This is a genomic window from Tenacibaculum insulae (genome assembly GCF_964512435.1).
In the GTDB taxonomy this organism is placed as follows: domain Bacteria; phylum Bacteroidota; class Bacteroidia; order Flavobacteriales; family Flavobacteriaceae; genus Polaribacter; species Polaribacter insulae_A.
In genome coordinates, this window is sequence record NZ_OZ208512.1 from 306,533 (window position 1) to 329,358 (window position 22,826).

24 protein-coding genes and 1 pseudogene are annotated in these 22,826 nt (G+C 31.2%); 9 read left to right on the forward strand and 16 right to left on the reverse strand.

Annotation, left to right across the window (positions count from 1 at the left end):
• Positions 1-4 precede the first annotated feature (4 nt).
• From ACN5J5_RS01335 to ribB, 3 genes are all read left to right on the forward strand, one after another.
• Entirely contained in the window at positions 5-658 is a 654-nt protein-coding gene (locus tag ACN5J5_RS01335; RefSeq protein WP_418645561.1) for a LolA family protein, read from the forward strand.
• An 89-nt stretch (positions 659-747) separates the two neighbouring features.
• Positions 748-2,196, forward strand: a complete 1,449-nt coding sequence (locus ACN5J5_RS01340) for an LptF/LptG family permease (protein WP_418645562.1) — start codon at positions 748-750, stop codon at positions 2,194-2,196.
• Positions 2,197-2,199: 3 nt separating this feature from the next.
• Positions 2,200-3,342, forward strand: a complete 1,143-nt coding sequence (ribB, locus tag ACN5J5_RS01345; protein ID WP_418645563.1) for a 3,4-dihydroxy-2-butanone-4-phosphate synthase — start codon at positions 2,200-2,202, stop codon at positions 3,340-3,342.
• Positions 3,343-3,410: 68 nt separating this feature from the next.
• Here the strand turns inward: ribB and ACN5J5_RS01350 are convergent, their stop codons facing one another.
• From ACN5J5_RS01350 to ACN5J5_RS01360, 3 genes are all read right to left on the reverse strand, one after another.
• Complete coding sequence (locus ACN5J5_RS01350) at positions 3,411-4,352, reverse strand: NAD(P)H-dependent flavin oxidoreductase (RefSeq protein ID WP_418645564.1); 942 nt, start codon at positions 4,350-4,352, stop codon at positions 3,411-3,413.
• Between the two features lie 62 nt (positions 4,353-4,414).
• Complete coding sequence (mnmA, locus tag ACN5J5_RS01355) at positions 4,415-5,602, reverse strand: tRNA 2-thiouridine(34) synthase MnmA (RefSeq protein WP_418645565.1); 1,188 nt, start codon at positions 5,600-5,602, stop codon at positions 4,415-4,417.
• A gap of 91 nt (positions 5,603-5,693) precedes the next feature.
• Positions 5,694-6,389: a toxin-antitoxin system YwqK family antitoxin gene (locus tag ACN5J5_RS01360; protein ID WP_418645566.1), complete on the reverse strand. Its 696-nt coding sequence runs from the start codon at positions 6,387-6,389 to the stop codon at positions 5,694-5,696.
• A 59-nt stretch (positions 6,390-6,448) separates the two neighbouring features.
• On the opposite strand from ACN5J5_RS01360, the gene ACN5J5_RS01365 reads away from it, so the two are divergent.
• Positions 6,449-7,033 carry an adenylosuccinate lyase gene (locus tag ACN5J5_RS01365; protein WP_418645567.1) on the forward strand — a complete coding sequence of 195 codons (585 nt, stop codon included), beginning with the start codon at positions 6,449-6,451 and terminating at the stop codon, positions 7,031-7,033.
• A gap of 13 nt (positions 7,034-7,046) precedes the next feature.
• Here ACN5J5_RS01365 and ACN5J5_RS01370 read toward each other — a convergent pair whose 3' ends face one another.
• Genes ACN5J5_RS01370 through ACN5J5_RS01380 form a run of 3 tightly spaced genes read right to left on the reverse strand, consistent with a single transcriptional unit; the run spans position 7,047 to position 9,328 of the window.
• Complete coding sequence (locus tag ACN5J5_RS01370) at positions 7,047-7,886, reverse strand: thioredoxin family protein (RefSeq protein ID WP_418645568.1); 840 nt, start codon at positions 7,884-7,886, stop codon at positions 7,047-7,049.
• 41 nt (positions 7,887-7,927) lie between these two features.
• Complete coding sequence (locus ACN5J5_RS01375) at positions 7,928-8,767, reverse strand: sterol desaturase family protein (RefSeq protein ID WP_418645569.1); 840 nt, start codon at positions 8,765-8,767, stop codon at positions 7,928-7,930.
• A gap of 33 nt (positions 8,768-8,800) precedes the next feature.
• Positions 8,801-9,328, reverse strand: a complete 528-nt coding sequence (locus tag ACN5J5_RS01380) for a YkgJ family cysteine cluster protein (protein WP_418645570.1) — start codon at positions 9,326-9,328, stop codon at positions 8,801-8,803.
• 90 nt (positions 9,329-9,418) lie between these two features.
• Between ACN5J5_RS01380 and argS the strand changes: the two genes are divergently transcribed.
• From argS to ACN5J5_RS01400, 4 genes are all read left to right on the forward strand, one after another.
• Positions 9,419-11,194: an arginine--tRNA ligase gene (gene argS, locus ACN5J5_RS01385; protein WP_418645571.1), complete on the forward strand. Its 1,776-nt coding sequence runs from the start codon at positions 9,419-9,421 to the stop codon at positions 11,192-11,194.
• Positions 11,195-11,423: 229 nt separating this feature from the next.
• A complete protein-coding gene (gene lpdA / locus ACN5J5_RS01390) occupies positions 11,424-12,812 on the forward strand; it encodes a dihydrolipoyl dehydrogenase (protein WP_418645572.1) in 1,389 nt (462 codons plus the stop codon).
• A gap of 68 nt (positions 12,813-12,880) precedes the next feature.
• Complete coding sequence (locus ACN5J5_RS01395; protein ID WP_418645573.1) at positions 12,881-13,339, forward strand: hypothetical protein; 459 nt, start codon at positions 12,881-12,883, stop codon at positions 13,337-13,339.
• A 65-nt stretch (positions 13,340-13,404) separates the two neighbouring features.
• Positions 13,405-13,608 (forward strand): hypothetical protein, encoded by a 204-nt coding sequence (locus ACN5J5_RS01400; RefSeq protein ID WP_418645574.1) that lies wholly within the window; start codon positions 13,405-13,407, stop codon positions 13,606-13,608.
• 323 nt (positions 13,609-13,931) lie between these two features.
• On the opposite strand, the gene ettA is transcribed toward ACN5J5_RS01400, so the two are convergent.
• The 10 genes and pseudogenes from ettA to ACN5J5_RS01450 form a co-directional block, all read right to left on the reverse strand.
• Positions 13,932-15,623 carry an energy-dependent translational throttle protein EttA gene (gene ettA, locus ACN5J5_RS01405; RefSeq protein ID WP_418645575.1) on the reverse strand — a complete coding sequence of 564 codons (1,692 nt, stop codon included), beginning with the start codon at positions 15,621-15,623 and terminating at the stop codon, positions 13,932-13,934.
• A 21-nt stretch (positions 15,624-15,644) separates the two neighbouring features.
• Positions 15,645-15,821: a CAL67264 family membrane protein gene (locus tag ACN5J5_RS01410; RefSeq protein ID WP_418646520.1), complete on the reverse strand. Its 177-nt coding sequence runs from the start codon at positions 15,819-15,821 to the stop codon at positions 15,645-15,647.
• 112 nt (positions 15,822-15,933) lie between these two features.
• On the reverse strand, positions 15,934-16,920 hold the full coding sequence (lpxD, locus tag ACN5J5_RS01415; RefSeq protein ID WP_418645576.1) for a UDP-3-O-(3-hydroxymyristoyl)glucosamine N-acyltransferase: 987 nt from the start codon (positions 16,918-16,920) through the stop codon (positions 15,934-15,936).
• Between the two features lie 105 nt (positions 16,921-17,025).
• A pseudogene (locus tag ACN5J5_RS01420) lies at positions 17,026-19,052 on the reverse strand (FAD-dependent oxidoreductase).
• 114 nt (positions 19,053-19,166) lie between these two features.
• A complete protein-coding gene (locus ACN5J5_RS01425; RefSeq protein ID WP_418645577.1) occupies positions 19,167-20,036 on the reverse strand; it encodes a pirin family protein in 870 nt (289 codons plus the stop codon).
• Between the two features lie 87 nt (positions 20,037-20,123).
• Positions 20,124-20,561 carry a MarR family winged helix-turn-helix transcriptional regulator gene (locus ACN5J5_RS01430; RefSeq protein ID WP_418645578.1) on the reverse strand — a complete coding sequence of 146 codons (438 nt, stop codon included), beginning with the start codon at positions 20,559-20,561 and terminating at the stop codon, positions 20,124-20,126.
• A gap of 4 nt (positions 20,562-20,565) precedes the next feature.
• Positions 20,566-20,805: a glutaredoxin family protein gene (locus tag ACN5J5_RS01435; RefSeq protein WP_418645579.1), complete on the reverse strand. Its 240-nt coding sequence runs from the start codon at positions 20,803-20,805 to the stop codon at positions 20,566-20,568.
• An 81-nt stretch (positions 20,806-20,886) separates the two neighbouring features.
• Positions 20,887-21,417 (reverse strand): NADPH-dependent FMN reductase, encoded by a 531-nt coding sequence (locus ACN5J5_RS01440; RefSeq protein WP_418645580.1) that lies wholly within the window; start codon positions 21,415-21,417, stop codon positions 20,887-20,889.
• Positions 21,418-21,427: 10 nt separating this feature from the next.
• Positions 21,428-21,838: an OsmC family protein gene (locus ACN5J5_RS01445; RefSeq protein ID WP_418645581.1), complete on the reverse strand. Its 411-nt coding sequence runs from the start codon at positions 21,836-21,838 to the stop codon at positions 21,428-21,430.
• Between the two features lie 2 nt (positions 21,839-21,840).
• Positions 21,841-22,191 carry a DoxX family protein gene (locus ACN5J5_RS01450; RefSeq protein WP_418645582.1) on the reverse strand — a complete coding sequence of 117 codons (351 nt, stop codon included), beginning with the start codon at positions 22,189-22,191 and terminating at the stop codon, positions 21,841-21,843.
• A gap of 117 nt (positions 22,192-22,308) precedes the next feature.
• Between ACN5J5_RS01450 and ACN5J5_RS01455 the strand changes: the two genes are divergently transcribed.
• On the forward strand, positions 22,309-22,773 hold the full coding sequence (locus tag ACN5J5_RS01455) for a GNAT family N-acetyltransferase (RefSeq protein WP_418645583.1): 465 nt from the start codon (positions 22,309-22,311) through the stop codon (positions 22,771-22,773).
• Positions 22,774-22,826 lie beyond the last annotated feature (53 nt).

Sequence of the window (22,826 nt, forward strand, 5' to 3'; positions counted from 1 at the left end):
TACAATGAGAAAATTACAATTATTATTTATTGGATTATTTATTAGCTTAAATATTACAGGTCAAAACACTTCATCTGAAGCTAAAAACTTGTTAGACGAAGTTTCTAGTAAAATGGGAGCATATACCAATATGGTTATTGGTTTTAATTCTTCTTTAATTAATAGAGAAGCTGGGATTACAAACGACCCTCCGATAAGAGGAAAAATTACGCTCTCTGGCGAAAAATATAATTTAGACTACTTGGGTAATAATTTTATTTTTGATGGTAAAAAACTAGTTGTCATTAATCAAGAAGAAAAAGAAGTGAATATTTCTAATGAAGATTTAGATGAGGAAGATGGATTTATTTATCCTTCAAAATTATTAACTTTTTACAAAGAAGGTTATAATTATGAAATGGGAGATTTGCAAAACAAAAATGGTAGAAAAGTACAGTACGTAAACCTTACTCCTATTGATAGTAATTCTGACATTGTAAAAGTACAATTAGGTATTGATGCAAAAACAAAACATATTTATAAATTAGTTCAAATAGGTTCTAACGGAGCAGAAACAACGTTTACAATCACAAAGTTTAAAAGTAACCAACCTATTTCTAAAAACATCTTTTCTTTTGATAAAGAAAAATACTTAAAACAAGGTTATTTTATCGATTAAATTGATAACAATCATAAATTTGTTAATACATTAAAATGATTAACAAAACTTTTATTTTTTTATCCAACTAACAAACTACCTTTGCTACTGTGAAAACATTAGACAAATATATTTTAAAGAGCTTTTTACAGCCTTTTTTCGCTACTTTTTTAATCATACTATTTGTTTTAGTAATGCAAGCATTATGGCTTGCTTTCGAAAGCTTTGCTGGTAAAGGAATTAGCCTAGGTATTATTTTAAAATTTCTTTGGTACACTACATTACTTATGGCACCGCAAGCATTGCCAATTGGTGTTTTACTTTCGTCAATTATGACATTAGGTGGACTTTCTGAAAACTATGAATTTGCTGCTACAAAATCAGCAGGTATTTCGCTTCCTAGAATGGTGCGTCCTTTGGTTTTTTTAACATTATTTTTAAGTGCTGTCAACTTTGTTTTTTTAAACAATGTGTATCCTTATGCCATGTTGAAGCAATTAAACATGAAAATGAATATCAAAAAGAAACAACCTTCCATTGCTTTAGTTGCTGGTAGTTTTAATACTGAATTGCCAAAGTTTCAGATTAAATTTGATGAAAAATACGGAGAAGATGATAATCTTTTAAAAAAGGTGATGATTTATGATTTATCCGATCAAAATGGTAATAACAAAATTATAACTGCCGAAAAAGGTAAAATAGTTTCAAATGAAGGAAGTAGATACATGACTTTAGTTTTAGAAAACGGACACTATTTTGAGCATCATAAAAAAAATAGAGCTACTTTTAAAGAAAGGCAAAAAATGCCTGCTTCTTATGCTGAATTTGATGAATACACAATTAATATAGATATTTCATCTTTAAGTGGCGGTGATTTAGAAGAAGAAAAATACAAAACTCAATACAATATGTTGAGTTTAAATCAACTAAAAGACACCATACCTTCTATGAAAAGAGAGTATGATGCCTTTATTGTTAGTAGATCTAAAAATTTATTTTTAAATGTTGATATTGAAGATTTACATACTTATCCCGATTCTTTAGTTAACAAAGAACTTTCATTAAATATCTTAGACAACTTTAATCTTAGGGAAAAACAAAATATTTTAAATAGCTCAAAATCTAAAATTGATAGAAGCATCAGTAGTGATAAATCAAATAAAGATAGGCTGAAGAAAAAAAGAAAATATCTTAACCTGTACGACATTGAATTTTACAACAGAGTTGCTTTTTCGCTTTCTTGTTTATTACTGTTTTTTATTGGAGCACCTTTAGGATCTATTATAAGAAAAGGCGGAATGGGATTACCTATGATTTTAGCCATTGCTATTTATGTACTTTATTTTTTCACGAATACATTTGGTCGAAATTTAGCCGAAGAAAGCTCGGTAACAGCAATTACAGGTTCTTGGCTAAGTGTATTTTTAATGCTACCTTTGGCTATAACACTAACAATTAGAGCAAGTAAAGACAAGGGCTTATTTGATTTTAAGAGCTTTATAAATCCTCTAATTAATTTATTAAAAAACATATTCTCTAAAAAAGAGAAAACAACATAACTAATGGCAACAAAAACAGCAGCTAAAATTCAATTAAACACTATTGAAGAAGCGATACAAGATATAAGAGACGGAAAAGTTATTATTGTAGTAGATGATGAAGATCGCGAAAATGAAGGTGATTTTTTAGCTGCTGCAGAAAAAGTAACTCCAGAAATGGTAAACTTTATGGCTACTCATGGTAGAGGCTTAATTTGCACACCACTTACAGAAGATCGTTGTAAAGAACTAGAATTAAACATGATGGTTAACAACAATACCGATCCTATGGAAACTGCTTTTACCGTTTCTGTAGATTTAAGAGGTAAAGGTGTTACCACAGGTATTTCGGCATCTGATAGAGCAAAAACAATTCTTGCATTAGTAGATAATGAAACTAAACCTTTTGATTTAGCACGCCCTGGACATATTTTTCCGTTAAAAGCTAAAAACGGAGGAGTTTTAAGAAGAACAGGTCATACCGAAGCTGCAATAGACTTTGCTCGTTTAGCTGGTTTACAACCTGCTGGTGTTATCGTTGAAATTATGAACGAAAATGGTACCATGGCTCGTTTACCTCAACTTTTAGAAGTTGCTAAAAAATTCGATTTAAAAATTGTTTCGATTGAAGATTTAGTGGCTTACAGAATGGAACATGATTCTTTAATTGAAAAGAAAGAAGATTTTAATATCCAAACCCGTTTTGGTGATTATCGTTTAAGAGCTTATCAGCAAACAACCAATAAACAAATCCACATTGCCTTAACTAAAGGAACTTGGACAAAAACCGATCCTATTTTAACTAGAATTAATTCAACTTTAATTAATAATGACATTCTTGGTACATTAACCAATAATGCGGACAAGAAGTTAGATCAAATGTTTAACGTTATTAATAAAGAAGGAAAAGGTGCCATTGTTTTTATCAATCAGCAAAATCAGGCATTAAATTTATTAAACCGATTACGTGGTTTAAAAGAAAATCAAGCTAAAGGAGAATTAAAAGCTCCGAATGTTGTGATGGATAACAAAGATTTTGGAATCGGAGCACAAATATTACACGATTTACACATACATAAACTGCGCTTAGTCTCTAACACCAAACAAACCAAACGTGTTGGTATGATTGGTTACGGATTAGAAATTGTAGACTATGTAAACTACTAAAAAACACTTTTCACAAAAAAAAGGAAGCTTTAAAAGCTTCCTTCTTTAGTTTATTATATTAACATAAATTAAAGTGTCGTTATTACAGATTTTACTTCATTAAACTCACTCACAATTTCTTCAAGTACTTCTTTTGCTGATTTAATTTCGTGAATTAACCCTGCAACTTGACCAATTTCAAGCTCTCCATCATCTAAATCGCCTTCAAACATTCCTTTTTTAGCTCTCGCTCTTCCTAACAATTCTTTAATTTGATCTATTGATGGATTTTTTTGATACAACTCTTGTACTTCTTGATAAAATTTATTTTTTACCAAACGAACTGGAGCTAATTCTTTTAACGTTAAATGTGTATCGCCATCTTTAACATTTACAATGGTTTCTTTAAAATTACGATGAGCAGAAGACTCTAAAGTAGCAGCAAAACGACTCCCAATTTGTACACCGTCAGCCCCTAAAACTAAAGCTGCAAGCATTCCTCTTCCCGAACCAATTCCACCAGCAGAAATTACAGGTATTTTAACCTGTTCTTTTACCATAGGTATTAAAGTTAGTGTTGTTGTTTCTTCGCGTCCATTATGTCCGCCAGCTTCGAAACCTTCACAAACAACCGCATCTACACCTGCAGCTTCGGATTTTAAAGCAAATTTTACCGAGCTTACCACATGTACAACGGTAATTCCTTTTTCCTTTAAATAAGACGTCCATGTTTTAGGATTTCCTGCGGATGTAAAAACAATTTTAACTTCTTCTTCAATAATAATATCCATGATTTTTTCAATATCAGGATATAACATTGGTACGTTTACACCGAAAGGTTTGTCAGTTGCTTTTTTACACTTCTGAATGTGCTCACGCAATACATCAGGATACATAGATCCAGCACCAATTAAACCTAATCCGCCAGCATTTGATACTGCTGACGCTAATTTCCATCCGCTAACCCAAATCATTCCTCCTTGAATAATTGGATATTTTATATTAAAAAGTTGTGTGATTTTATTTTGCATAAATTAGTTTTTAAGAACTTATTTAAAAAGATTTTTTTGATTTAGTTAGAAAGGATGATTTTTTAAGAAATCACTCCCGAACCTAACAACTCTTCTTCTTTATACCAAGCAACAAATTGCCCTTCTTGAATTGCTGATTGTGGATTTGTAAACTCAACATATAAACCTGTATCAACTTTATACAGAATTGCTTTTTCTAATTTTTGACGGTAACGAATTCTTGCTTCAACTTCCATTATTTCTCCAGATTTTAAAGCCAAATCTTCACGAACCCAATGCAATTCTTCATTAGAAACAAATAATACATTTCTATATAAACCTTGGTGATTTTTCCCTTCACCAGTATAAATTACATTTTCGTTAACATCGGTTTCAATAACATACAATGCTTCTTTTGTTCCACCAACATTTAACCCTTTTCGCTGTCCTTTGGTAAAATAATGTGCACCTTGATGTTTTCCTACCACTTTTCCGTCTTCCTTTTTATAAGAAAATTTTGTTGAGAAGTATTTTAATTCAGCTTCTTTGTTTTCAAATTCAGGAATTGAACGAGTGTATTGCTCAAAATCAGAAGGAATTTGTACAATTACTCCTTCTTTAGTTTGTAATTTTTGCTGTAAAAAATCTGGTAAACGAACTTTACCTATAAAACATAATCCTTGAGAATCTTTTTTATCCGCAGTAATTAAATCTGCTTTTTTTGCAATTTCCCTTACTTCTGGCTTTGTTAATTCGCCAATAGGGAACATTGCTTTAGCCATTTGTTCTTGTGATAATTGACATAAAAAATACGATTGATCTTTATTCGTATCTTTCCCTGCCAGTAATTTATAAACTTGAGCTCCGTTTATAGTTTCTTCCGCTTTTCTACAATAATGTCCTGTTGCCACATAATCGGCTCCGAGACTTAAAGCGATATCCATAAAAACATCAAACTTAATTTCTCGGTTACATAAAACATCCGGATTTGGTGTGCGTCCTTTTTCGTATTCATTAAACATATAATCAACAATACGTTCTTTATATTGATCGCTTAAATCTACCGTTTGAAAAGGGATGCCTAATTTATCAGCAACAATCATTGCGTCATTACTGTCTTCTAACCACGGGCATTCATCAGAAATTGTTACCGAATCGTCGTGCCAGTTTTTCATAAACAAGCCGATTACCTCATACCCTTGTTCTTTTAACAAATATGCGGTTACACTACTATCTACACCTCCCGAAAGTCCTACTACTACTCTTTTCATTTTTTGTTTTTGTAAGGTGCAAATTTACGAATAAGTTTCTGGTTTTAGAATGGATAAAATTAATAGATACATCAATAAAATTGATACTAAATTAATTCTTTTTTAACTTTGATAATTTTTGTTTTTCCTTCTTATCCACAATTTCTCCATCCATATAAAACTCCCATTTACCAACTCTTTTTCCGTTTTTATACATTCCTTTTTCTTTTATATTTCCTTTTAAATCGTAGTATTTTCCTTCTTCCTCTAACTGATCATTAGCATAAAAAACTTCTTCAATTAAAATACCAGTATCTGTAAAAGTTTTAGAAAGACCATTCTTTTTTCCTTCGCTATAAATGGCTTCTTGGGTTAAATTTCCATTCGGATAATAGTTTTTAAGCACTCCATGTAACTTACCCTCTTTATATTCTTCTTCAGAAAAAATCTTTCCATTCGTAAAATAATAAGTCCATTTACCAATACGGTTTTTACCTACCATTTTACCTTCGCTTTTTAATTTACCCAACTGATTGTAAAATTTTACAGAAGCGGTATCGTTAGTATATACTTTTACAATTGTTGGTTGTGATGATGATGTGATGCTATAAAATTTAAAAACACCTGTTTCTTTTCCGTTTTTAAAAGCTCCCGAATAACGAATTTTACCATTATCATAAAACTTTTTCCACACACCAGTTCTTTTTCCGTTTACATCAAATTTATTTAATTTTTGAGCAGTTACAGAAATTATAAAAAAAACTGATAATAAAAGTGCTGTTGAAAATATCCTTTTTATATTTAGCATTGATAATTTTATTTAGGTGTAAAACTTACTTATTTCAAAAATACATAAACCGTACCAATATGAGTGTCGATTTTTTAATTTCTGTTTTAGATGATATGAAAAACCCTGCTAGGGTAAACAGAGATAAAGCATCAAATATTGTATTAGAGCAGCCAAAATTACTAAAATATTTAGTAGCTATTACTTTTGATGTTGATCAAAAAATATCAATTAAAGCTGCCTGGGTTTTAGAGTGGATTTGTACGCACAATAGCATAAATTATATACACCCTTATATTGATGTTTTTGTTAAAAATATATCAAACCTTCATTTTGATAGCGCCATAAGGCCTTGTGCTAAAATTTGCGAACATTTAGCAAATGCTTACACATCTAAAACCGAAAATGAAACAAAAAAAATACTAACTCAAAAACATATTGACACAATTATTGAAACCGGATTTGATTGGTTAATTACTGATCAAAAAATAGCAGTTAGAGCTTACACAATGAACTTATTATACCTTTTCGGATTACAAAGAGACTGGGTACACCCAGAATTACAACATTTAATTAGCTCTAAAATTATTCACGAAAGTAAAGGCTGTAAAGCTCGTGGAAAATATATTTTAGAAATGATTGAAAAACAAAAAACGAGCTCTTAAAGCTCGTTTTAAATTAAATCTTTCTAGATTTCAATAAATAAGCTTTATAATTCTTATCTTCTTTTAATTTATTATACCAAATTTTAGCACTTTCTTTATCTTTTAATTTATTGTATGCTACAAAATTTATAAAATCATATAAGGCTTTATTTTTTGGTAAAATATCTTCTTCTTTAAATTCCTTATTTAAAAATTTTAATGCTTTTTCATTTTTACCTGTTATTAGGTATCTATATCCTTTTCCTAATAAAATTTCTTTTTGATAAAATTTAGATTTATACTCTTTTTTTGTTGTTAATTTTTTTACTTTTTTTAAATAAACAGAAGCCAACTTTAAAAAATCATATTTAACATTCTCATTAACATAAATAGAACTATCAAAATATTTCTCTGCTAATGAAATAGCTATCTCTGGAGTTTGTTTTTTATAGAAATTTAAAAAATCATCTTGGAATATTTTAGTGCTAATAGCATACCTTTTTAAAACTTTAAGCATTTCGTTTTTATCCTTATAACCTTTTTCGTTATAGATAACCTCTCCATTAGCATCAACAATTAAAATATAAGGAATTGTATTCGCTGAGTATTTATTTGATATTTTCCTAAACACATCAATATCAATCTTTAAAGGCACATAAGCATTTAAAATCTCTTCCACTTCTGGTTTATTCCAAGTATCAGATTCCATTCTTTTACAAGGTCCACACCAAGTTGCCCAAAAATCAATCAAAATTAATTTATTAGTAGCTACAGACAACTTTTTAGCATCTTTAAAAGAAGTCATCCAATGCGTTGCATTACTCTGTTGAATAACCGTAATTAAAAAAAAGGTTGTAATTATTATCTTTTTCATCATTTAAAATATTTAGCATTTTTATATTCAAATGTAAAAATTTAATTTATTTCATCCAAATTAGTCGGTTTTCTATAACCTGCAAAAGGTTGTTTTAATAATTCTTTTAAACTGGCATTTTTTTCCGCATCCGGAAAAGTATCTACACCGTACACAATTTTTTCTCTATCAAACTCCATATACGTTCCGAATAAACGGTCCCAAATAGCAAATATATTTCCATAGTTAGAATCGGTATAAGGTAACATATTATGGTGATGTATTTTATGCATATCTGGCGATACAATTATATAACTCAATACCTTATCTAAGTTTTTAGGCATTTTTATATTTGCATGCGTTAATTGTGTAAAAATTAACGACATTGATTGATACAACATTACAATTGCAATTGGCGTTCCTACTAACAAAACACCTATTAACGTAAACGTAAAACGGATAACACTTTCTAAAGGATGATGACGATTTGCTGTAGTTGTATCTACCTCATGATCGGTATGGTGCACCAAATGCACCATCCAAAGTTTTGGAATTTTATGTTCGGTAAAATGTGCTAAATATGCTCCGAAGAAATCTAAAAACAATACGCCTAAAACAACATATAACCACAATGGCATTTCTGGCAACCAATTAATTAATCCAAAGTTATTTACTTGCACCCAATCTGCCGTTTTTAATAATAAAAAAGCGAGTGTAAAATTAATTACAATAGTAGTTGCTGTAAAAAAAAGGTTGGGAAAAGCGTGTTTCCATTTATTATATTTAAAGCTAAATAATGGTACTGCGCTTTCTAATAACCAAAAAAAGGTAATTCCGCCAACTAAAATTAAACTTCTGTGGCTAGACGGAATCGTCTCAAAATAATCAATAAGGGTTTCCAATGTAAAATGTTTTTCTAAAAATAAGAAAAAATATTAACCTAATCTTTTTATTTTCTCGTTAGATCTAACAGGCAAACGTTTTTTAAGTTCTTCAACAATCCTGTAAGTTGCAGGACAAACAGCCGTATTTTTTATGGTTAAATCTGCAATTTGAATAAACTTTTTACGGTTTGTATGTGGATATTCAGAACAAGCTTTTGGGCGAACATCATAAATAAAGCATGAATTATCGCTTTCATCTAAAAACGAACATGGCGCCGTTTTTAATACCATAAAATCATCCGCATCGCGCTCTAAATATTGGCTTTCAAAATCACGAACCTTCATTTTTAAATGCTTTGCAATACGCTCTATATCTTTATGTGTAAAAATCGGACTTGTGGTTTTACAGCAGTTACCACAATCTAAACAATCCGTTTTAGCAAACTCATCATCGTGTAATTCTTGCACTACAACATCTAAATTTTTAGGTGTTCGTTTTTTTATCGTAGCAAAATATTTTTTATTTTCTTTTTCTACGTCTGCAGCTAACTTTTGTAAATTTTCTAAGTCTTTATCCATGTTGCAAAAATACCTATATAAATTGTTAGAATCAGTTTAAATATCATCCAAATAAATTACGTAATTTTGCACTTCAATTTTCAACAACTAATGAGCATTCAAACCTTAATAGCAACTAAAGTAAAAGAAGGATTTTTAGCCTTGTATAATATAGAAATTCCGACAGTAGAATTTCAAGCAACTCGTAAAGATTTTGAAGGAGATATCACCGTAGTGGTTTTTCCTCTTTTACGCTACAAAAAAGGAAATCCGGTTCAAATAGGAGAAGATTTAGGAAAGTTTTTAGTTGAAAACGTTTCAGAAATCACCAATTTTAATGTTGTAAAAGGTTTTTTAAACTTAGTTATTTCTAATAGTTTTTACACGAATTTCTTTAACAAAATAGCTACAGATACTACTTACGGATTTATTGCGCCTTCGGCGGATAACTCTTCTCGTATGGTAGAATATTCATCGCCAAACACCAACAAGCCTTTACACTTAGGGCATGTGCGTAATGTATTATTAGGCTATTCAGTTGCTGAAATTTTAAAAGCATCGGGTAAAAAAGTATATAAAACGCAGATTATTAACGATCGTGGAATTCATATCTGTAAATCGATGTTGGCTTGGGAAAAATTTGGTAACGGAGAAACACCCGAATCAACAGGTTTAAAAGGTGATAAGTTAGTTGGTAATTATTACGTAAAATTTGACCAAGAATATAAAAAAGAAATTGCAACTTTAGTTGCTTCAGGTGTTTCTGAAGACGACGCTAAAAAACAAGCTCCTTTATTTATTGAAGCTCAAGAAATGCTTCGTAAATGGGAAGCTGGTGATGAAAAAGTTGTTGCTCTTTGGGAAACAATGAACAACTGGGTTTACAAAGGATTTGACGTTACCTATAAAAATATCGGAGTAGATTTTGATAAATTATACTACGAAAGCAACACTTATTTATTAGGTAAAGATGTTATTGAAGACGGAATTAAATCTGGCGTTTTTTATAAAAAAGAAGACGGTTCGGTTTGGTGTGATTTAACAGATGATGGTTTAGACGAAAAATTAGTGCTACGATCTGACGGAACAGCCGTTTATATGACCCAAGATATTGGTACCGCTATACAACGTGCCAAAGATTTTAACGATTTAGGCGGAATGGTGTATACGGTTGGTAACGAGCAAGATTATCATTTTAAGGTATTATTTTTAATTCTTAAAAAGTTAGGTTATTCTTGGTCTGAAAGCTTGTATCATTTAAGTTACGGAATGGTAGATTTACCTTCTGGAAAAATGAAATCACGTGAAGGAACTGTTGTTGATGCGGATGATTTAATGGGTGAAATGACAGGTACTGCAAAAGCTATTTCGCAAGAATTAGGTAAATTAGAAGGGTATTCTGACGAAGAAAAAGAAGAATTGTATAAAGTAATTGGTTTAGGCGCTTTAAAATATTTTATCTTAAAAGTAGATCCTAAAAAGCGTATTTTATTTGACCCAAAAGCATCGGTAGATTTTCAAGGAAATACAGGTCCTTTTATTCAATATACGTATGCTAGAATTCAATCAATTTTAAGAAAAGCTGATTTTGATTATTCAAGTGCAGTTGAGATAGAATTACATGCTAAAGAAAAAGAGTTAATTAAACAATTAGAGTTATATCCTGAAATAATTCAACAAGCAGCGAGTAATTATTCACCGGCTGTTATTGCTAATTACACTTATGATTTGGTAAAAGAATTTAATTCTTTTTACCAGAACGTACATATTTTAGGAGAAGAAAATCAAGATAAAAAAGTATTTAGAATTCAGTTATCTAAAAAGGTTGCTGATACTATAAAATCAGCATTTGGATTGTTAGGAATTCAGGTTCCTGAGAGAATGTAAAAAAAATAACAAGTACACGCGTTAGGGATTGAACGGCTTGTTTGAGCTCTTTTAAGAGGAACGAGTAAAAAGCGAGTAGTGAAAGCCCGCTCGAACGCCAAAAAAATTAATGTAATAATTAATCAATTTGAAAATGTATCAATAAATAAGATTGCAAAACTTTGTAACTTTGAACCTTTACTACTTTCAAACTAATAATAAAACAAACAACAAGTAAAAAATAAACGACATGAAATACGACGTATTAATAATAGGAAGTGGTCCTGGAGGTTATGTAACTGCTATTAGAGCATCTCAATTAGGATTTAAAGTTGGAGTGATTGAAAAAGAAAATTTAGGTGGAATTTGCTTAAACTGGGGATGTATTCCTACCAAAGCATTGTTAAAATCTGCTCAAGTTTACGATTACTTAAAACATGTTGACGAATACGGTTTAAAGGCCGAAGCTATTGATAAAGATTTTGAAGCGGTTATTAAACGTAGTCGTGGTGTTGCTGAAGGAATGAGCAAAGGTGTTCAGTTTTTAATGAAGAAAAACAAAATTGATATTATTAACGGTTTTGGTAAAATTAAAACGGGTAAAAAGGTTGATGTTACTGCCGAAGACGGAACGGTAACGGAATATGCTGCCGATAATATTATTATTGCAACAGGTGCTCGTTCACGTCAGTTACCAAACTTACCACAAGATGGTAAAAAGGTTATCGGTTATCGTGAAGCAATGAGTTTACCGAGCCAACCAAAATCTATGATTGTTGTAGGTTCTGGTGCTATTGGTGTTGAGTTTGCACATTTTTACAACTCAATGGGAACTGATGTTACTGTGGTTGAGTTTATGCCAAATATTGTTCCTGTTGAAGATAAAGATGTTTCGAAACAAATGGAGCGTTCTTTTAAGAAAGCTGGTATTAAAGTAATGACAAACTCATCTGTAGAATCTGTTGATACTTCTGGTGACGGAGTTAAAGCGACTGTTAAAACTAAAAAAGGAGAAGAAATTTTAGAAGCTGACATTTTATTATCGGCAGTTGGAATTAAAACAAATATTGAAAACATCGGCTTAGAAGATGTTGGAATTATAACTGATAGAGATAAAATTTTAGTAAACGACTGGTACCAAACTAACATTCCTGGTTATTATGCTATTGGTGATGTTACTCCTGGACCTGCATTGGCACACGTTGCTTCTGCAGAAGGAATTACTTGTGTTGAAAAAATGGCTGGTGTTCATACTGAAACTATTGATTATGGAAATATTCCTGGTTGTACCTATGCAACTCCAGAAATTGCTTCTGTTGGATTTACTGAAGAACAAGCAAAAGAAGCGGGTTACGAATTAAAAGTTGGTAAATTCCCATTTTCTGCTTCTGGTAAAGCAAAAGCAGCTGGAACTCCTGATGGTTTTGTAAAAGTAATTTTTGATGCTAAATATGGCGAATGGTTAGGTTGCCATATGATTGGTGCCGGAGTTACAGATATGATTGCTGAAGCTGTTTTAGGTCGTAAACTAGAAACTACTGGTCATGAAGTATTAAAAGCAATTCACCCTCACCCAACTATGAGTGAAGCGGTTATGGAAGCTGTTGCTGATGCTTATGATGAAGTGATTCACTTGTAAGATTCATAAACTTTATATAATTAAAACCTCGCCTATTAATATTTGGCGAGGTTTTTTTATATTTGGGCATGAAAAAATTTATCCCAATATTCGCCTTATTAATCGTCTGTTTTTATTCTTGTAAAACAGAAGAAAAAAAAGCCTCAACTCCCACACATCCTTTAAACCTTCCTTTTAACGAACGACCTGTACCAACTCTTCCAAACGCTAACAATGTTTCTGTTAACGTAATAGGTGGTGCACACTATATATGTCCTAAAAAGTGTAAAGGCGGAACTTCAAATGTTAAAGGTACTGCTTGTACTGTTTGTAAAACACCACTTGCACACAACCAAGCATTTCATAACACACCACAAACGCCATCTACACCAGTTTCAACTCCTGTAGCTCCGCCTGTTTCGGGTCCTAATGCTGCAGGTCAATATCATTACACGTGCGCTAATGGTTGTGCTGGAGGTGGAGATGCAGCTGGAAAATGTAAAAGTTGCGCAGGCGATTTAGCTCACAACGCTGCTTTTCATAGCTAAAAACACATAAAACTTATACTATAAAACCTCGCCAAATAGGCGAGGTTTTTTGTATTTTTAAAACTATGAAATTTAAAGATTTTAACAGACTAAGTACAAAACAAAAAATTGCATATACAATTACAAATGGCTGTAAAGTTGAAGATTCAATAACGTCTTTTGGAAAAATGATTTTATCTAGTTTGTATAAGTTAGATGGTTTTATGGTAGAGTTATCTTATGAGGAAAACATTATCATAAAAAGAATTATAAAAATAGAGGAGAGCTAATTTAGAACTCAATATCGAATGTCATCCTATTTTTATCATCACATCTTTAACACTTTAATAGAATATTAAAATTAAGTTTAGCTTGACAAAAGCACAAATTCAATCCCTACTCTATTAATACTTCAATAAAAATAATATAAAATTATGTTTTCGGCACGTTTATTGTAATTAACATATCTTTAACACAAATATCAAACAATGAAAAACTATCTACTAAACAGTTTTAATTATTGGTGGGATAATTGTTAAATGAAAAAGAAAGAAAAAACTCGAAGTATGCTAGCTTCGAGTTTTTGTTTTATTAAGAAATATGTAATGACTAATTATCTAATCAATTTTCTATATTTAATACGTTTTGGCATTAAATCTCCACCTAAACGTTTCTTCTTATTTTCTTCATAGTCAGAGAATCCTCCCTCAAAGAAATACACTTCACTATTTCCTTCAAAAGCTAAAATGTGTGTACAAATTCTGTCTAAAAACCATCTATCGTGACTAATAACTACCGCACAACCTGCAAAGTTTTCTAAACCTTCTTCTAAGGCTCTTAATGTATTTACATCTAAATCGTTCGTTGGCTCATCTAATAATAAAACGTTTCCTTCTTCCTTTAAAGTCATTGCTAAATGCAAACGGTTACGCTCACCACCAGAAAGTGTAGAAACTTTTTTGTTTTGCTCACTTCCTCCGAAATTAAAACGACTTAAATATGCACGAGAATTTACTTGCTTACCACCCATCATTACTAAATCTTGTCCTTCAGAAAAGTTTTCCCAAATAGATTTATCCGGATCAATATTAGAGTGTGCTTGATCTACATAAGCTATTTTTGCAGTTTCACCTACTTTAAAATTTCCATTATCAGGAGTTTCCTCACCCATAATCATTTTAAAAATGGTGGTTTTACCAGCACCGTTTGGTCCAATAATACCTACAATTCCTGCTTGCGGAAGATTAAACTCTAAATTATCATATAATAATTTATCTCCGAATGCTTTTGATACGCCAGTAGCTTCAATAACATTAGTTCCTAAACGTGGTCCGTTAGGAATGTAAATTTCTAATTTCTCATCAGTTTGTTTCTGATCTTGACTCATCAACTTTTCATAGTTCTTCAAACGAGCTTTTTGCTTTGTTTGACGACCTTTTGCTCCTTGACGCACCCATTCTAACTCACGCTCTAACGTTTTTTGACGTTTAGAAGCTGTTTTGCTTTCTTGTGCTAATCTGTTTGATTTTTGATCTAACCAAGATGAGTAATTCCCTTTCCAAGGAATTCCTTCTCCTCTATCTAATTCTAAAATCCAACCAGCAACATTATCTAAGAAATATCTATCGTGTGTTACGGCAATTACCGTTCCTTTATATTGTGCTAAGTGATGCTCTAACCAATGCACAGATTCTGCATCTAAGTGGTTGGTAGGCTCATCTAATAATAATATTTCTGGTTCTTGTAATAACAATCTACAAAGAGCAACTCTACGACGTTCCCCTCCTGATAAGTTTTTAATTGGCGTATCACCATCTGGAGTACGTAATGCATCCATGGCAATTTCTAGTTTTGTATCTAGTTCCCAAGCATTAGAAGCATCGATTTTATCTTGAAGCTCTGCTTGTTGTGCCATTAACTTATCCATTTTATCAGCATCAGAATACACTTCTTCTAAACCAAACATATCGTTGATTTTATTGTATTCTTCTAAAATAGCAACGGTTTCTGCAACACCTTCTTTTACTATTTCGATAACCGTTTTGGTGTCATCTAATTTTGGTTCTTGTTCTAAATAACCAACCTTATATCCTGGAGAAAAAGTTACATCACCTTGAAAATTCTTTTCAACTCCTGCAATGATTTTTAATAAAGTAGATTTACCCGATCCGTTTAAACCTAAAATACCAATTTTGGCTCCGTAAAAGAAGCTTAAATAAATATCTTTTAAAACTTGTTTGTTTGTACTTTGATAGGTCTTAGAGACCTTATTCATTGAAAAAATGACTTTCTTATCGTCTGACATTTTATTGTATTTTTTTATTAATTAAACGCGTCCTTTTAATGCATTAAAAACCCATGCATTTGCAAAAAAACCTAAACCTACTGCTGCAAATCCGTAACCAGCTACTTCATCATATCTAAAAGCACCTAAACCTACTAGTAAAAGCCCTATTAAAATCATTATAAACGTTGCCCATGCTAAGACCGTATTTTTATTCATTGACATAATCTATTCTTTATAAAAATGTGAACTACAAATATCGTTATTTATTTTATTATTCTAGTGCTTTTAAAAGCTCTATAAAAGAAACTTACGAAAAAAAGTTTCTCTTTTATCCTCTGGCTAACTTACGTAAAGCGACCCATTGTTTCATCATTTCTCTCGAATCTGTTGCTGGGTAACCAACTACTGTTTTTCCTGCGGCAACATCTGCTATAACTCCAGATCCTGCGCCTACTTTTGCCCCTGAATGAATCGTTGTATGATCTTTTATAGATGCACTTCCTCCAATAATAACTCCATCACCTAAAGTAACCGAACCTGCCAATCCGCTATTTCCTGCCATAATACAGAATCTACCTAATACTGAATTATGCCCAATCTGTACCAAATTATCAATTTTACAGCCATCGCCTAAAATAGTAGAGCTAAACTTACCTCTATCAATACACGAATTTGCACCAACCTCAACTTGATTCCCTATTACCACATTACCAATATGCGGAATTTTAGTTAAACCTTGTTCACTTGGTCTGTATCCAAAGCCATCTGCACCAATACTAACATTGTTATGAAAAATACAGTTGTTACCGATAATAGTTCTTTCTCTAATTACTGTACCCGACCAAATTGTTGTTTGGTTACCAATAGTCGTATCATCAAAAATTGATACATTAGGGTATACAATAACTCCATCTCCTAAAACTACATTTTTACCTATATAAGAATTTGCGCCAATTTTACATCCTTTACCTAAAGTAACTGTTTTATCGATTACTGCTGTTGGATGAATGTCTGTTTCAAAATGCGGTGCTTCGGGTTGAAAAGCTTCCAATAAAGTAGCCATCGCTAAATCGGCATTTTTAACTTTTATAAAGGCTTTATTTTCTCCTGGAACAATCTCTATTTTTTCATCTACAATAGCTGCACTTGCGTTAGAAACCTCCCATAAACGTGCAAATTTTTTATTTCCTATAAAAGTAATTTGACCTTTTATTGCTTTTTCAATTTGCTCTGGAGCTGTAATTTTTTCAGAACAATTTCCTATTAACTCTCCTTTTAACAGAGAGTTAATTTCCATTATTGTAAATGATATCATCTTAATTTTTTCTGGTTAGTTTGCTAAAAGTACTATTTAATTATTTAACAAAAAAAATCCTACATGAAGTAGGATCTTTTAAATCTTTTTAATCTATTGATTTTTTTAAATTTTAGCAGCCAATCTACTTCCTTGATCAATTGCTCTTTTTGCATCTAATTCTGCCGCTACATCTGCACCACCAATTACGTGTGTTACGATACCTTTTGCAGTTAAGGGTGCTAATAATTCTTTAAAAGGTACTTGACCTGCACAAATAATAACATTATCAACAGCTAACACTTTTTGCTCTTCATTTTGAGTATAATGAAGTCCTTTATCATCTATTTTTGTGTATTGCACCTCGTTAATAAACTTTACTTTTTTCTTTTTTAACGTTGCTCTATGAATCCAACCTGTTGTTTTACCAAGGTTTGCTCCAAACTTGCCCTTACTACGTTTAAACATAAAAATTTCTCTTGGTGATGGATGAACCACTGCTTTTACACCTTCAATACCTGCACGAGATTTAAGCGTTTTATCAATTCCCCATTCTTTTAACCAAGCATCAATATTTACTGCAGTACTTTCTCCTTCGTGTGCTAAATATTCTGAAACATCAAAACCAATTCCGCCAGCTCCAATAACTGCAACTCGCTTTCCTACAGGTTTTTTATGCTTTATAACATCAATATAATTTAATACTTTTTCGTGTTCTACACCTACTATTTTAGGTGTTCTAGGCATAATTCCTGTAGCAATAATTACCTCATCAAAATTACCTTTTGCTAAATCATCAGCAGAAACACGTGTATTTAACTGCACGTTTACATTATGTAATTCTATTTGTTTATTAAAGTATCTTATTGTTTCATAAAACTCTTCTTTTCCTGGTATTTGCTTTGCAATATTAAACTGCCCTCCAGTTTCTTTATCGGCATCAAACAACGTAACCTCATGCCCTCTTTGAGCGGCAATTGTAGCGCAGCTAAACCTGCAGGTCCTGCGCCTACAACTGCTATTTTTTTCTTTTTTTCTGCTGGATTATAGTTAAATTCTGTTTCATGACAAGCTCTAGGGTTTACCAAACAGCTCGCTACTTTTTTCTGAAACGCATGATCTAAACAAGCCTGATTACAAGCAATACAGGTGTTTATTTCATCATCTTTTGCTGCTTTAGCTTTATTAACCCATGCCGGATCTGCTAAAAAAGGACGTGCCATAGAAACCATATCTGCATGCCCTTCTGCCAATACTTTTTCTGCCGTTTCTGGCATATTAATTCTGTTAGAAGTAATTAACGGAATTGATAATTCTTCCTTCATTTTTTGAGTTACCCAAGTAAATGCTGCCCTAGGTACTGATGTTGCTATCGTTGGAATTCTTGATTCGTGCCAACCAATACCTGTATTAATTATGGTAGCTCCAGCTTTTTCAATCTCTTTTCCTAATTGTACTACTTCCTCCCAAGAACTTCCTTGTTCTACCAAATCTAACATTGATAATCGATAGATAATGATAAAATTTTCTCCTACCGATTTTCTTATTTTATGAACTAACTCTACCGCTAAACGGATTCTATTTTCATAACTTCCTCCGTAATTATCGGTTCTTTTATTCGTTTTTTTAACAATAAACTCGTTAATTAAATACCCTTCAGAACCCATAATCTCTACTCCGTCATATCCTGCTTCTTGCGATAATTTTGCACAGTTTACAAAGTCTTTAACCGTTCTACGGATACCTGATTGTTTTAACGCAAACGGTTTAAACGGATTAATTGGTGCTTGTATTTTTGATGGCGCTACCGTTATTGGATGGTAACCATAGCGACCAGAATGTAAAATTTGCATACAAATTTTACCTCCCTCTTTATGTACAGCTTCTGTTACTACTTTATGCTCTCTTGCGTGTTTTTTTGTACTCATTCGTGCAGAAAAAGGCGCTGTCCAACCTTGTATGTTTGGCGAAATTCCTCCAGTAATAATCAATCCAACTCCTCCTCTAGCTCTTTCAGCGTAATATTCAGCTATTTTTTCAAAGCCATTTTTCTCTTCTTCTAAACCAGTATGCATAGAACCCATTAAAATTCGATTTTTTAAGGTGGTAAAACCTAAATCTAACGGTTCAAAAATATGTTTGTATTTCATCATTTTGAATATTTAATTTATTATGCACGCATAATAAATTGCAAGATACAATTTTTTTAAAAACAAAAAACTCGAAGCGTGTACTTCGAGTTTTTTTATGAGTATAAAATCTATTCATTAATATAAATATCCCATTTTACCTTTTTGAAAATCGCGCATTGCTTCCATAATTTCCGTTTGTGTATTCATTACATACGGACCATATTGAGCTATTTTTTCTTTAATTGGCACTCCAGAAATAACTAATAAATTGCTTTCATTTTTAGCGTTAATTTTAATAGTATCTCCATCTGTATTAAAAGTTAACATCTGTGTTGCTCCTTTTTTTAAAGTAACCTCATCGTTTATTAAAACTTCTCCATCTAATAAATAAATTAAAGATTGATGTTCTGTTGGAATAGCTACTTGCATTACTCCCTCTTCATTTGCTTTTATGGTAAAAACATTTACATCAGTTTGTGTTTTTATCAACCCTTTTTTATCATTTTGATTCCCCGCAATAACGTTTAACTGAATCGTTTTAGCTTCGTTTTTAATAAAAGGAATATTTTCACTTTTTAAATGCTGATAATTAGCTGGCATCATTTTTTTTGATGCAGGAAGATTTAACCATAGTTGAACCCCTTCTAAATCGCCTCCCTTTGTTATAAACTCTTTTGATGGTCCTTCGGCATGAATAATTCCTCTACCTGCAGTTGTCCATTGTACATCTCCTGCTTTTACCAGCATTTCATTTCCTAACGAATCTCTGTGTAATTGCTCTCCTTTAAATAATAAAGTAATTGGTTCAAATCCACGATGTGGATGCGGGCCTAAATCAAACGGATTGTTAAACTCACTAATTGCATAAGGTCCGTAATGATGTAATAATAAAAACGGATCTACATTTTCTACTCCTTCAGTTGGTAACGGTTGGCGTAATTTTATATGCCCCATATTTACTAACGGACTCGCCACTTTATGTTGTATTGTTTTTAAATTTTTCATGAGTATTGTTTTTAAATACTAATATTTTCCATGGAGAATATTAGTGCGCAATTATTAAATCTTTTAAGTCTTACCGCAAATAATAAATCACCTAATTTTATCTAATAAATTACTTAATTGTTCAGCTTCTTCTTCTGATAGATTTTCTAAAAAATCAAACTTTAAAGAGGTATCTATCGTTGTTAACAACTCTAAACCTTGCTTAGAAATATTAATATAAACAACTCTTCTGTCATGCTCACAACGAACTCTTTCTATTAATTTTTTATCACATAACTTATCCATTAAACGAGTTGCATTAGGTGCTCGCTCAATCATTCTATCTTTTATTACCTGAACTTTTATTGGCTCGCTAGCTCCTCTTAAAATTCTTAAAATATTAAACTGTTGTGGTGATATTCCGTAAGGCTTAAAAAAATCATTTTCTTTACTACTTAACCAATTAGAGGTATATTTAATATTAATAAACGCTTTTACCTTACTATTTTTAAATTTAGATTTTATGTCTTTAGAAATATCTCCCATTTTATTAATTTAAATCTTTCATTATTTTATTAAAATCATCAGTTGTAGGTTCTAAATGCACAGTACCATCAACAATTAAAGTTGGAAATTTAATAACTCCGCCGTACAATTTTTTAGTATGCTCTTTCGCTTCAACATCAACAGTTATATCTTTATATGTAAATGCCATTTCTGCCATTTTTAAATAATTTTTAAAAGCTACTGTATGTGCATGCCCTTTTTTTCCGTATAAAACTATATCCATTTTAAACTGTTTTTATAATTATAAATTTACTAAAAATTAAACTACCTTCTCTATTCTATGAATTCTTTACTGATACTAAAATTACAATGCTTTTTTAAATAATGTAACTTTATTTATTAGTTCATTTTTTAATTCTTCAGTTACTATTTCCGTTTCTTTAAAGTTGTCATAAAAACTTGGCAATGAAAAATCAGCTACTACATTTCCGCCCATGTGTGCAAATCCGTTTTTAGCAATTGATAAAACCGAAGCGCCTCCTCTTCCTCCTGGCGAGGTTGCCATTAATAACATTGGAGTGTTATTCCATAATTTTTGATTGATGCGAGACACCCAATCAAACATGTTTTTAAAAGCTACTGTAAAATTACCATTATGCTCTGCTAACGATAAAATAATTCCGTCTGTATTCTGAATAAGTTCAAAAAATTTCTGTGCATTTTCTGGAATTCCATTTACTGATTCTTCATCCACACCATAGATTGGCAACGGAAAATCATTTAAATCTAGCACATTTGTTTCTACATTATCAACTAAAGATGATGTGTATTTTACAAGCTCTTTATTAATTGATTTTTGACTATTACTACCTGCAAAAGCTATTATTTTTTTCATTTTATATCTATTATTTTATTATTGAGGTTATTGGTGTTTCTCCTTTTACCATTTTTGCAACAGGACATTTACCTGCTATTGTTAACAATTTTTCCCTTTGTACATCAGTAACATCATTTTCAAACGAAATTTCTTCTACTAATGTTTTTTTAATTCCTTCGGATGTTAACGCTTCTTTCTGAACTACATTTACGGTAATTTTACCAACATCCCATTTTTTTCTTTCAGCATACATTCGTATCGTAATAGCAACACAGCTTCCTATTGCTGTTAACAAATACTCAACAGGAGTTGGACCTTTATTATTACCTCCTTTACTTACAGGCACATCTATTACCGCACTATAATTTAACATCGTTGCTTCCGCAAAATAATTTTGATTACTTAAAACTGTTTTTGAGGATGTTTTTGTTGTTGTCATTTTTATATTTTTTTACTATAAATATATGAAATCACTAATAGAATCATGGCTACTAATGCCCCCATTTGCTCTCCGTCACTAATCATAATATGTGCAAAAAAAGCGAATATAAACGCAAAGAAAAAACCTGCATATGCCCATTCTTTAACTATTTTATTAGCCACAAACCAAATAGCTATTAGTCCTAATATTTTAGCCACCGCATACGGATAAATAATATAAGTTGGATACCCAAAATTAGTAAACATAACCGCAACTTCGTTATGATTAAAAAAATACATTCCTGCTGAAAATAATATCAATAATGTTAATAAACCTGTTGCTACGAAATAAATTATTTTATCTTTTTTCATCTTTATCTATGTTTTAAATTCTATACAAAGATAGTGTTATTTTTTTTATTTTCCAAGGAAAATAAAAACATGGAATATTTTACTCTTTAAAACAATACTATTTTATATTTTTACAAAATGAATACAATAGAAATAATACATTTTAAAAACGAGTATGCTGCTCATTTTTACGATTTAAATATAGAATGGTTGCAAACCTTTTTTTATGTAGAGCCTTATGATAATGAAGTTCTTAGCAAACCTGATAAATATATTATTAACAAAGGAGGCTATATCTTTTTTGCAAAATTAAATGATAAAATAGTTGGTACCGTTGCTTTAATGCCTAAAGGAAATACTTTTGAGTTAACAAAAATGGCGGTTTCACCAAAACACAGAGGTTATAAAATTGGACAACAATTGATGCAATATTGTATTGATTTTGCTAAAAAAGAACTAAAACTTGAGCATTTAATTTTATACTCTAACACCAAATTAGAAAATGCGATTTACATTTATAAAAAATACGGTTTTACTGAAATTAAAGTAGAAGAAAACTGCCCTTACGAAAGGTGTAATATTAAAATGGAATTAACTTTATAATAAAAAACTCCAGCTATTGCTGGAGTTTTCACTTCAAAATAAAATTTATAATC

What these genes read in the sequence shown, in the direction of transcription:
- ACN5J5_RS01335 (WP_418645561.1), top strand. Translation starts at nt 5, where the DNA reads ATGAGAAAATTACAATTATTATTTATTGGATTATTTATTAGCTTAAAT.
- ribB (WP_418645563.1), top strand. Translation starts at nt 2,200, where the DNA reads ATGGCAACAAAAACAGCAGCTAAAATTCAATTAAACACTATTGAAGAA.
- ACN5J5_RS01350 (WP_418645564.1), bottom strand. Translation starts at nt 4,352, where the DNA reads ATGCAAAATAAAATCACACAACTTTTTAATATAAAATATCCAATTATT.
- mnmA (WP_418645565.1), bottom strand. Translation starts at nt 5,602, where the DNA reads ATGAAAAGAGTAGTAGTAGGACTTTCGGGAGGTGTAGATAGTAGTGTA.
- ACN5J5_RS01360 (WP_418645566.1), bottom strand. Translation starts at nt 6,389, where the DNA reads ATGCTAAATATAAAAAGGATATTTTCAACAGCACTTTTATTATCAGTT.
- ACN5J5_RS01365 (WP_418645567.1), top strand. Translation starts at nt 6,449, where the DNA reads ATGAGTGTCGATTTTTTAATTTCTGTTTTAGATGATATGAAAAACCCT.
- ACN5J5_RS01370 (WP_418645568.1), bottom strand. Translation starts at nt 7,886, where the DNA reads ATGAAAAAGATAATAATTACAACCTTTTTTTTAATTACGGTTATTCAA.
- ACN5J5_RS01380 (WP_418645570.1), bottom strand. Translation starts at nt 9,328, where the DNA reads ATGGATAAAGACTTAGAAAATTTACAAAAGTTAGCTGCAGACGTAGAA.
- argS (WP_418645571.1), top strand. Translation starts at nt 9,419, where the DNA reads ATGAGCATTCAAACCTTAATAGCAACTAAAGTAAAAGAAGGATTTTTA.
- lpdA (WP_418645572.1), top strand. Translation starts at nt 11,424, where the DNA reads ATGAAATACGACGTATTAATAATAGGAAGTGGTCCTGGAGGTTATGTA.
- ACN5J5_RS01395 (WP_418645573.1), top strand. Translation starts at nt 12,881, where the DNA reads ATGAAAAAATTTATCCCAATATTCGCCTTATTAATCGTCTGTTTTTAT.
- ACN5J5_RS01400 (WP_418645574.1), top strand. Translation starts at nt 13,405, where the DNA reads ATGAAATTTAAAGATTTTAACAGACTAAGTACAAAACAAAAAATTGCA.
- ettA (WP_418645575.1), bottom strand. Translation starts at nt 15,623, where the DNA reads ATGTCAGACGATAAGAAAGTCATTTTTTCAATGAATAAGGTCTCTAAG.
- ACN5J5_RS01410 (WP_418646520.1), bottom strand. Translation starts at nt 15,821, where the DNA reads ATGAATAAAAATACGGTCTTAGCATGGGCAACGTTTATAATGATTTTA.
- lpxD (WP_418645576.1), bottom strand. Translation starts at nt 16,920, where the DNA reads ATGATATCATTTACAATAATGGAAATTAACTCTCTGTTAAAAGGAGAG.
- ACN5J5_RS01425 (WP_418645577.1), bottom strand. Translation starts at nt 20,036, where the DNA reads ATGAAAAATTTAAAAACAATACAACATAAAGTGGCGAGTCCGTTAGTA.
- ACN5J5_RS01430 (WP_418645578.1), bottom strand. Translation starts at nt 20,561, where the DNA reads ATGGGAGATATTTCTAAAGACATAAAATCTAAATTTAAAAATAGTAAG.
- ACN5J5_RS01435 (WP_418645579.1), bottom strand. Translation starts at nt 20,805, where the DNA reads ATGGATATAGTTTTATACGGAAAAAAAGGGCATGCACATACAGTAGCT.
- ACN5J5_RS01440 (WP_418645580.1), bottom strand. Translation starts at nt 21,417, where the DNA reads ATGAAAAAAATAATAGCTTTTGCAGGTAGTAATAGTCAAAAATCAATT.
- ACN5J5_RS01445 (WP_418645581.1), bottom strand. Translation starts at nt 21,838, where the DNA reads ATGACAACAACAAAAACATCCTCAAAAACAGTTTTAAGTAATCAAAAT.
- ACN5J5_RS01450 (WP_418645582.1), bottom strand. Translation starts at nt 22,191, where the DNA reads ATGAAAAAAGATAAAATAATTTATTTCGTAGCAACAGGTTTATTAACA.
- ACN5J5_RS01455 (WP_418645583.1), top strand. Translation starts at nt 22,309, where the DNA reads ATGAATACAATAGAAATAATACATTTTAAAAACGAGTATGCTGCTCAT.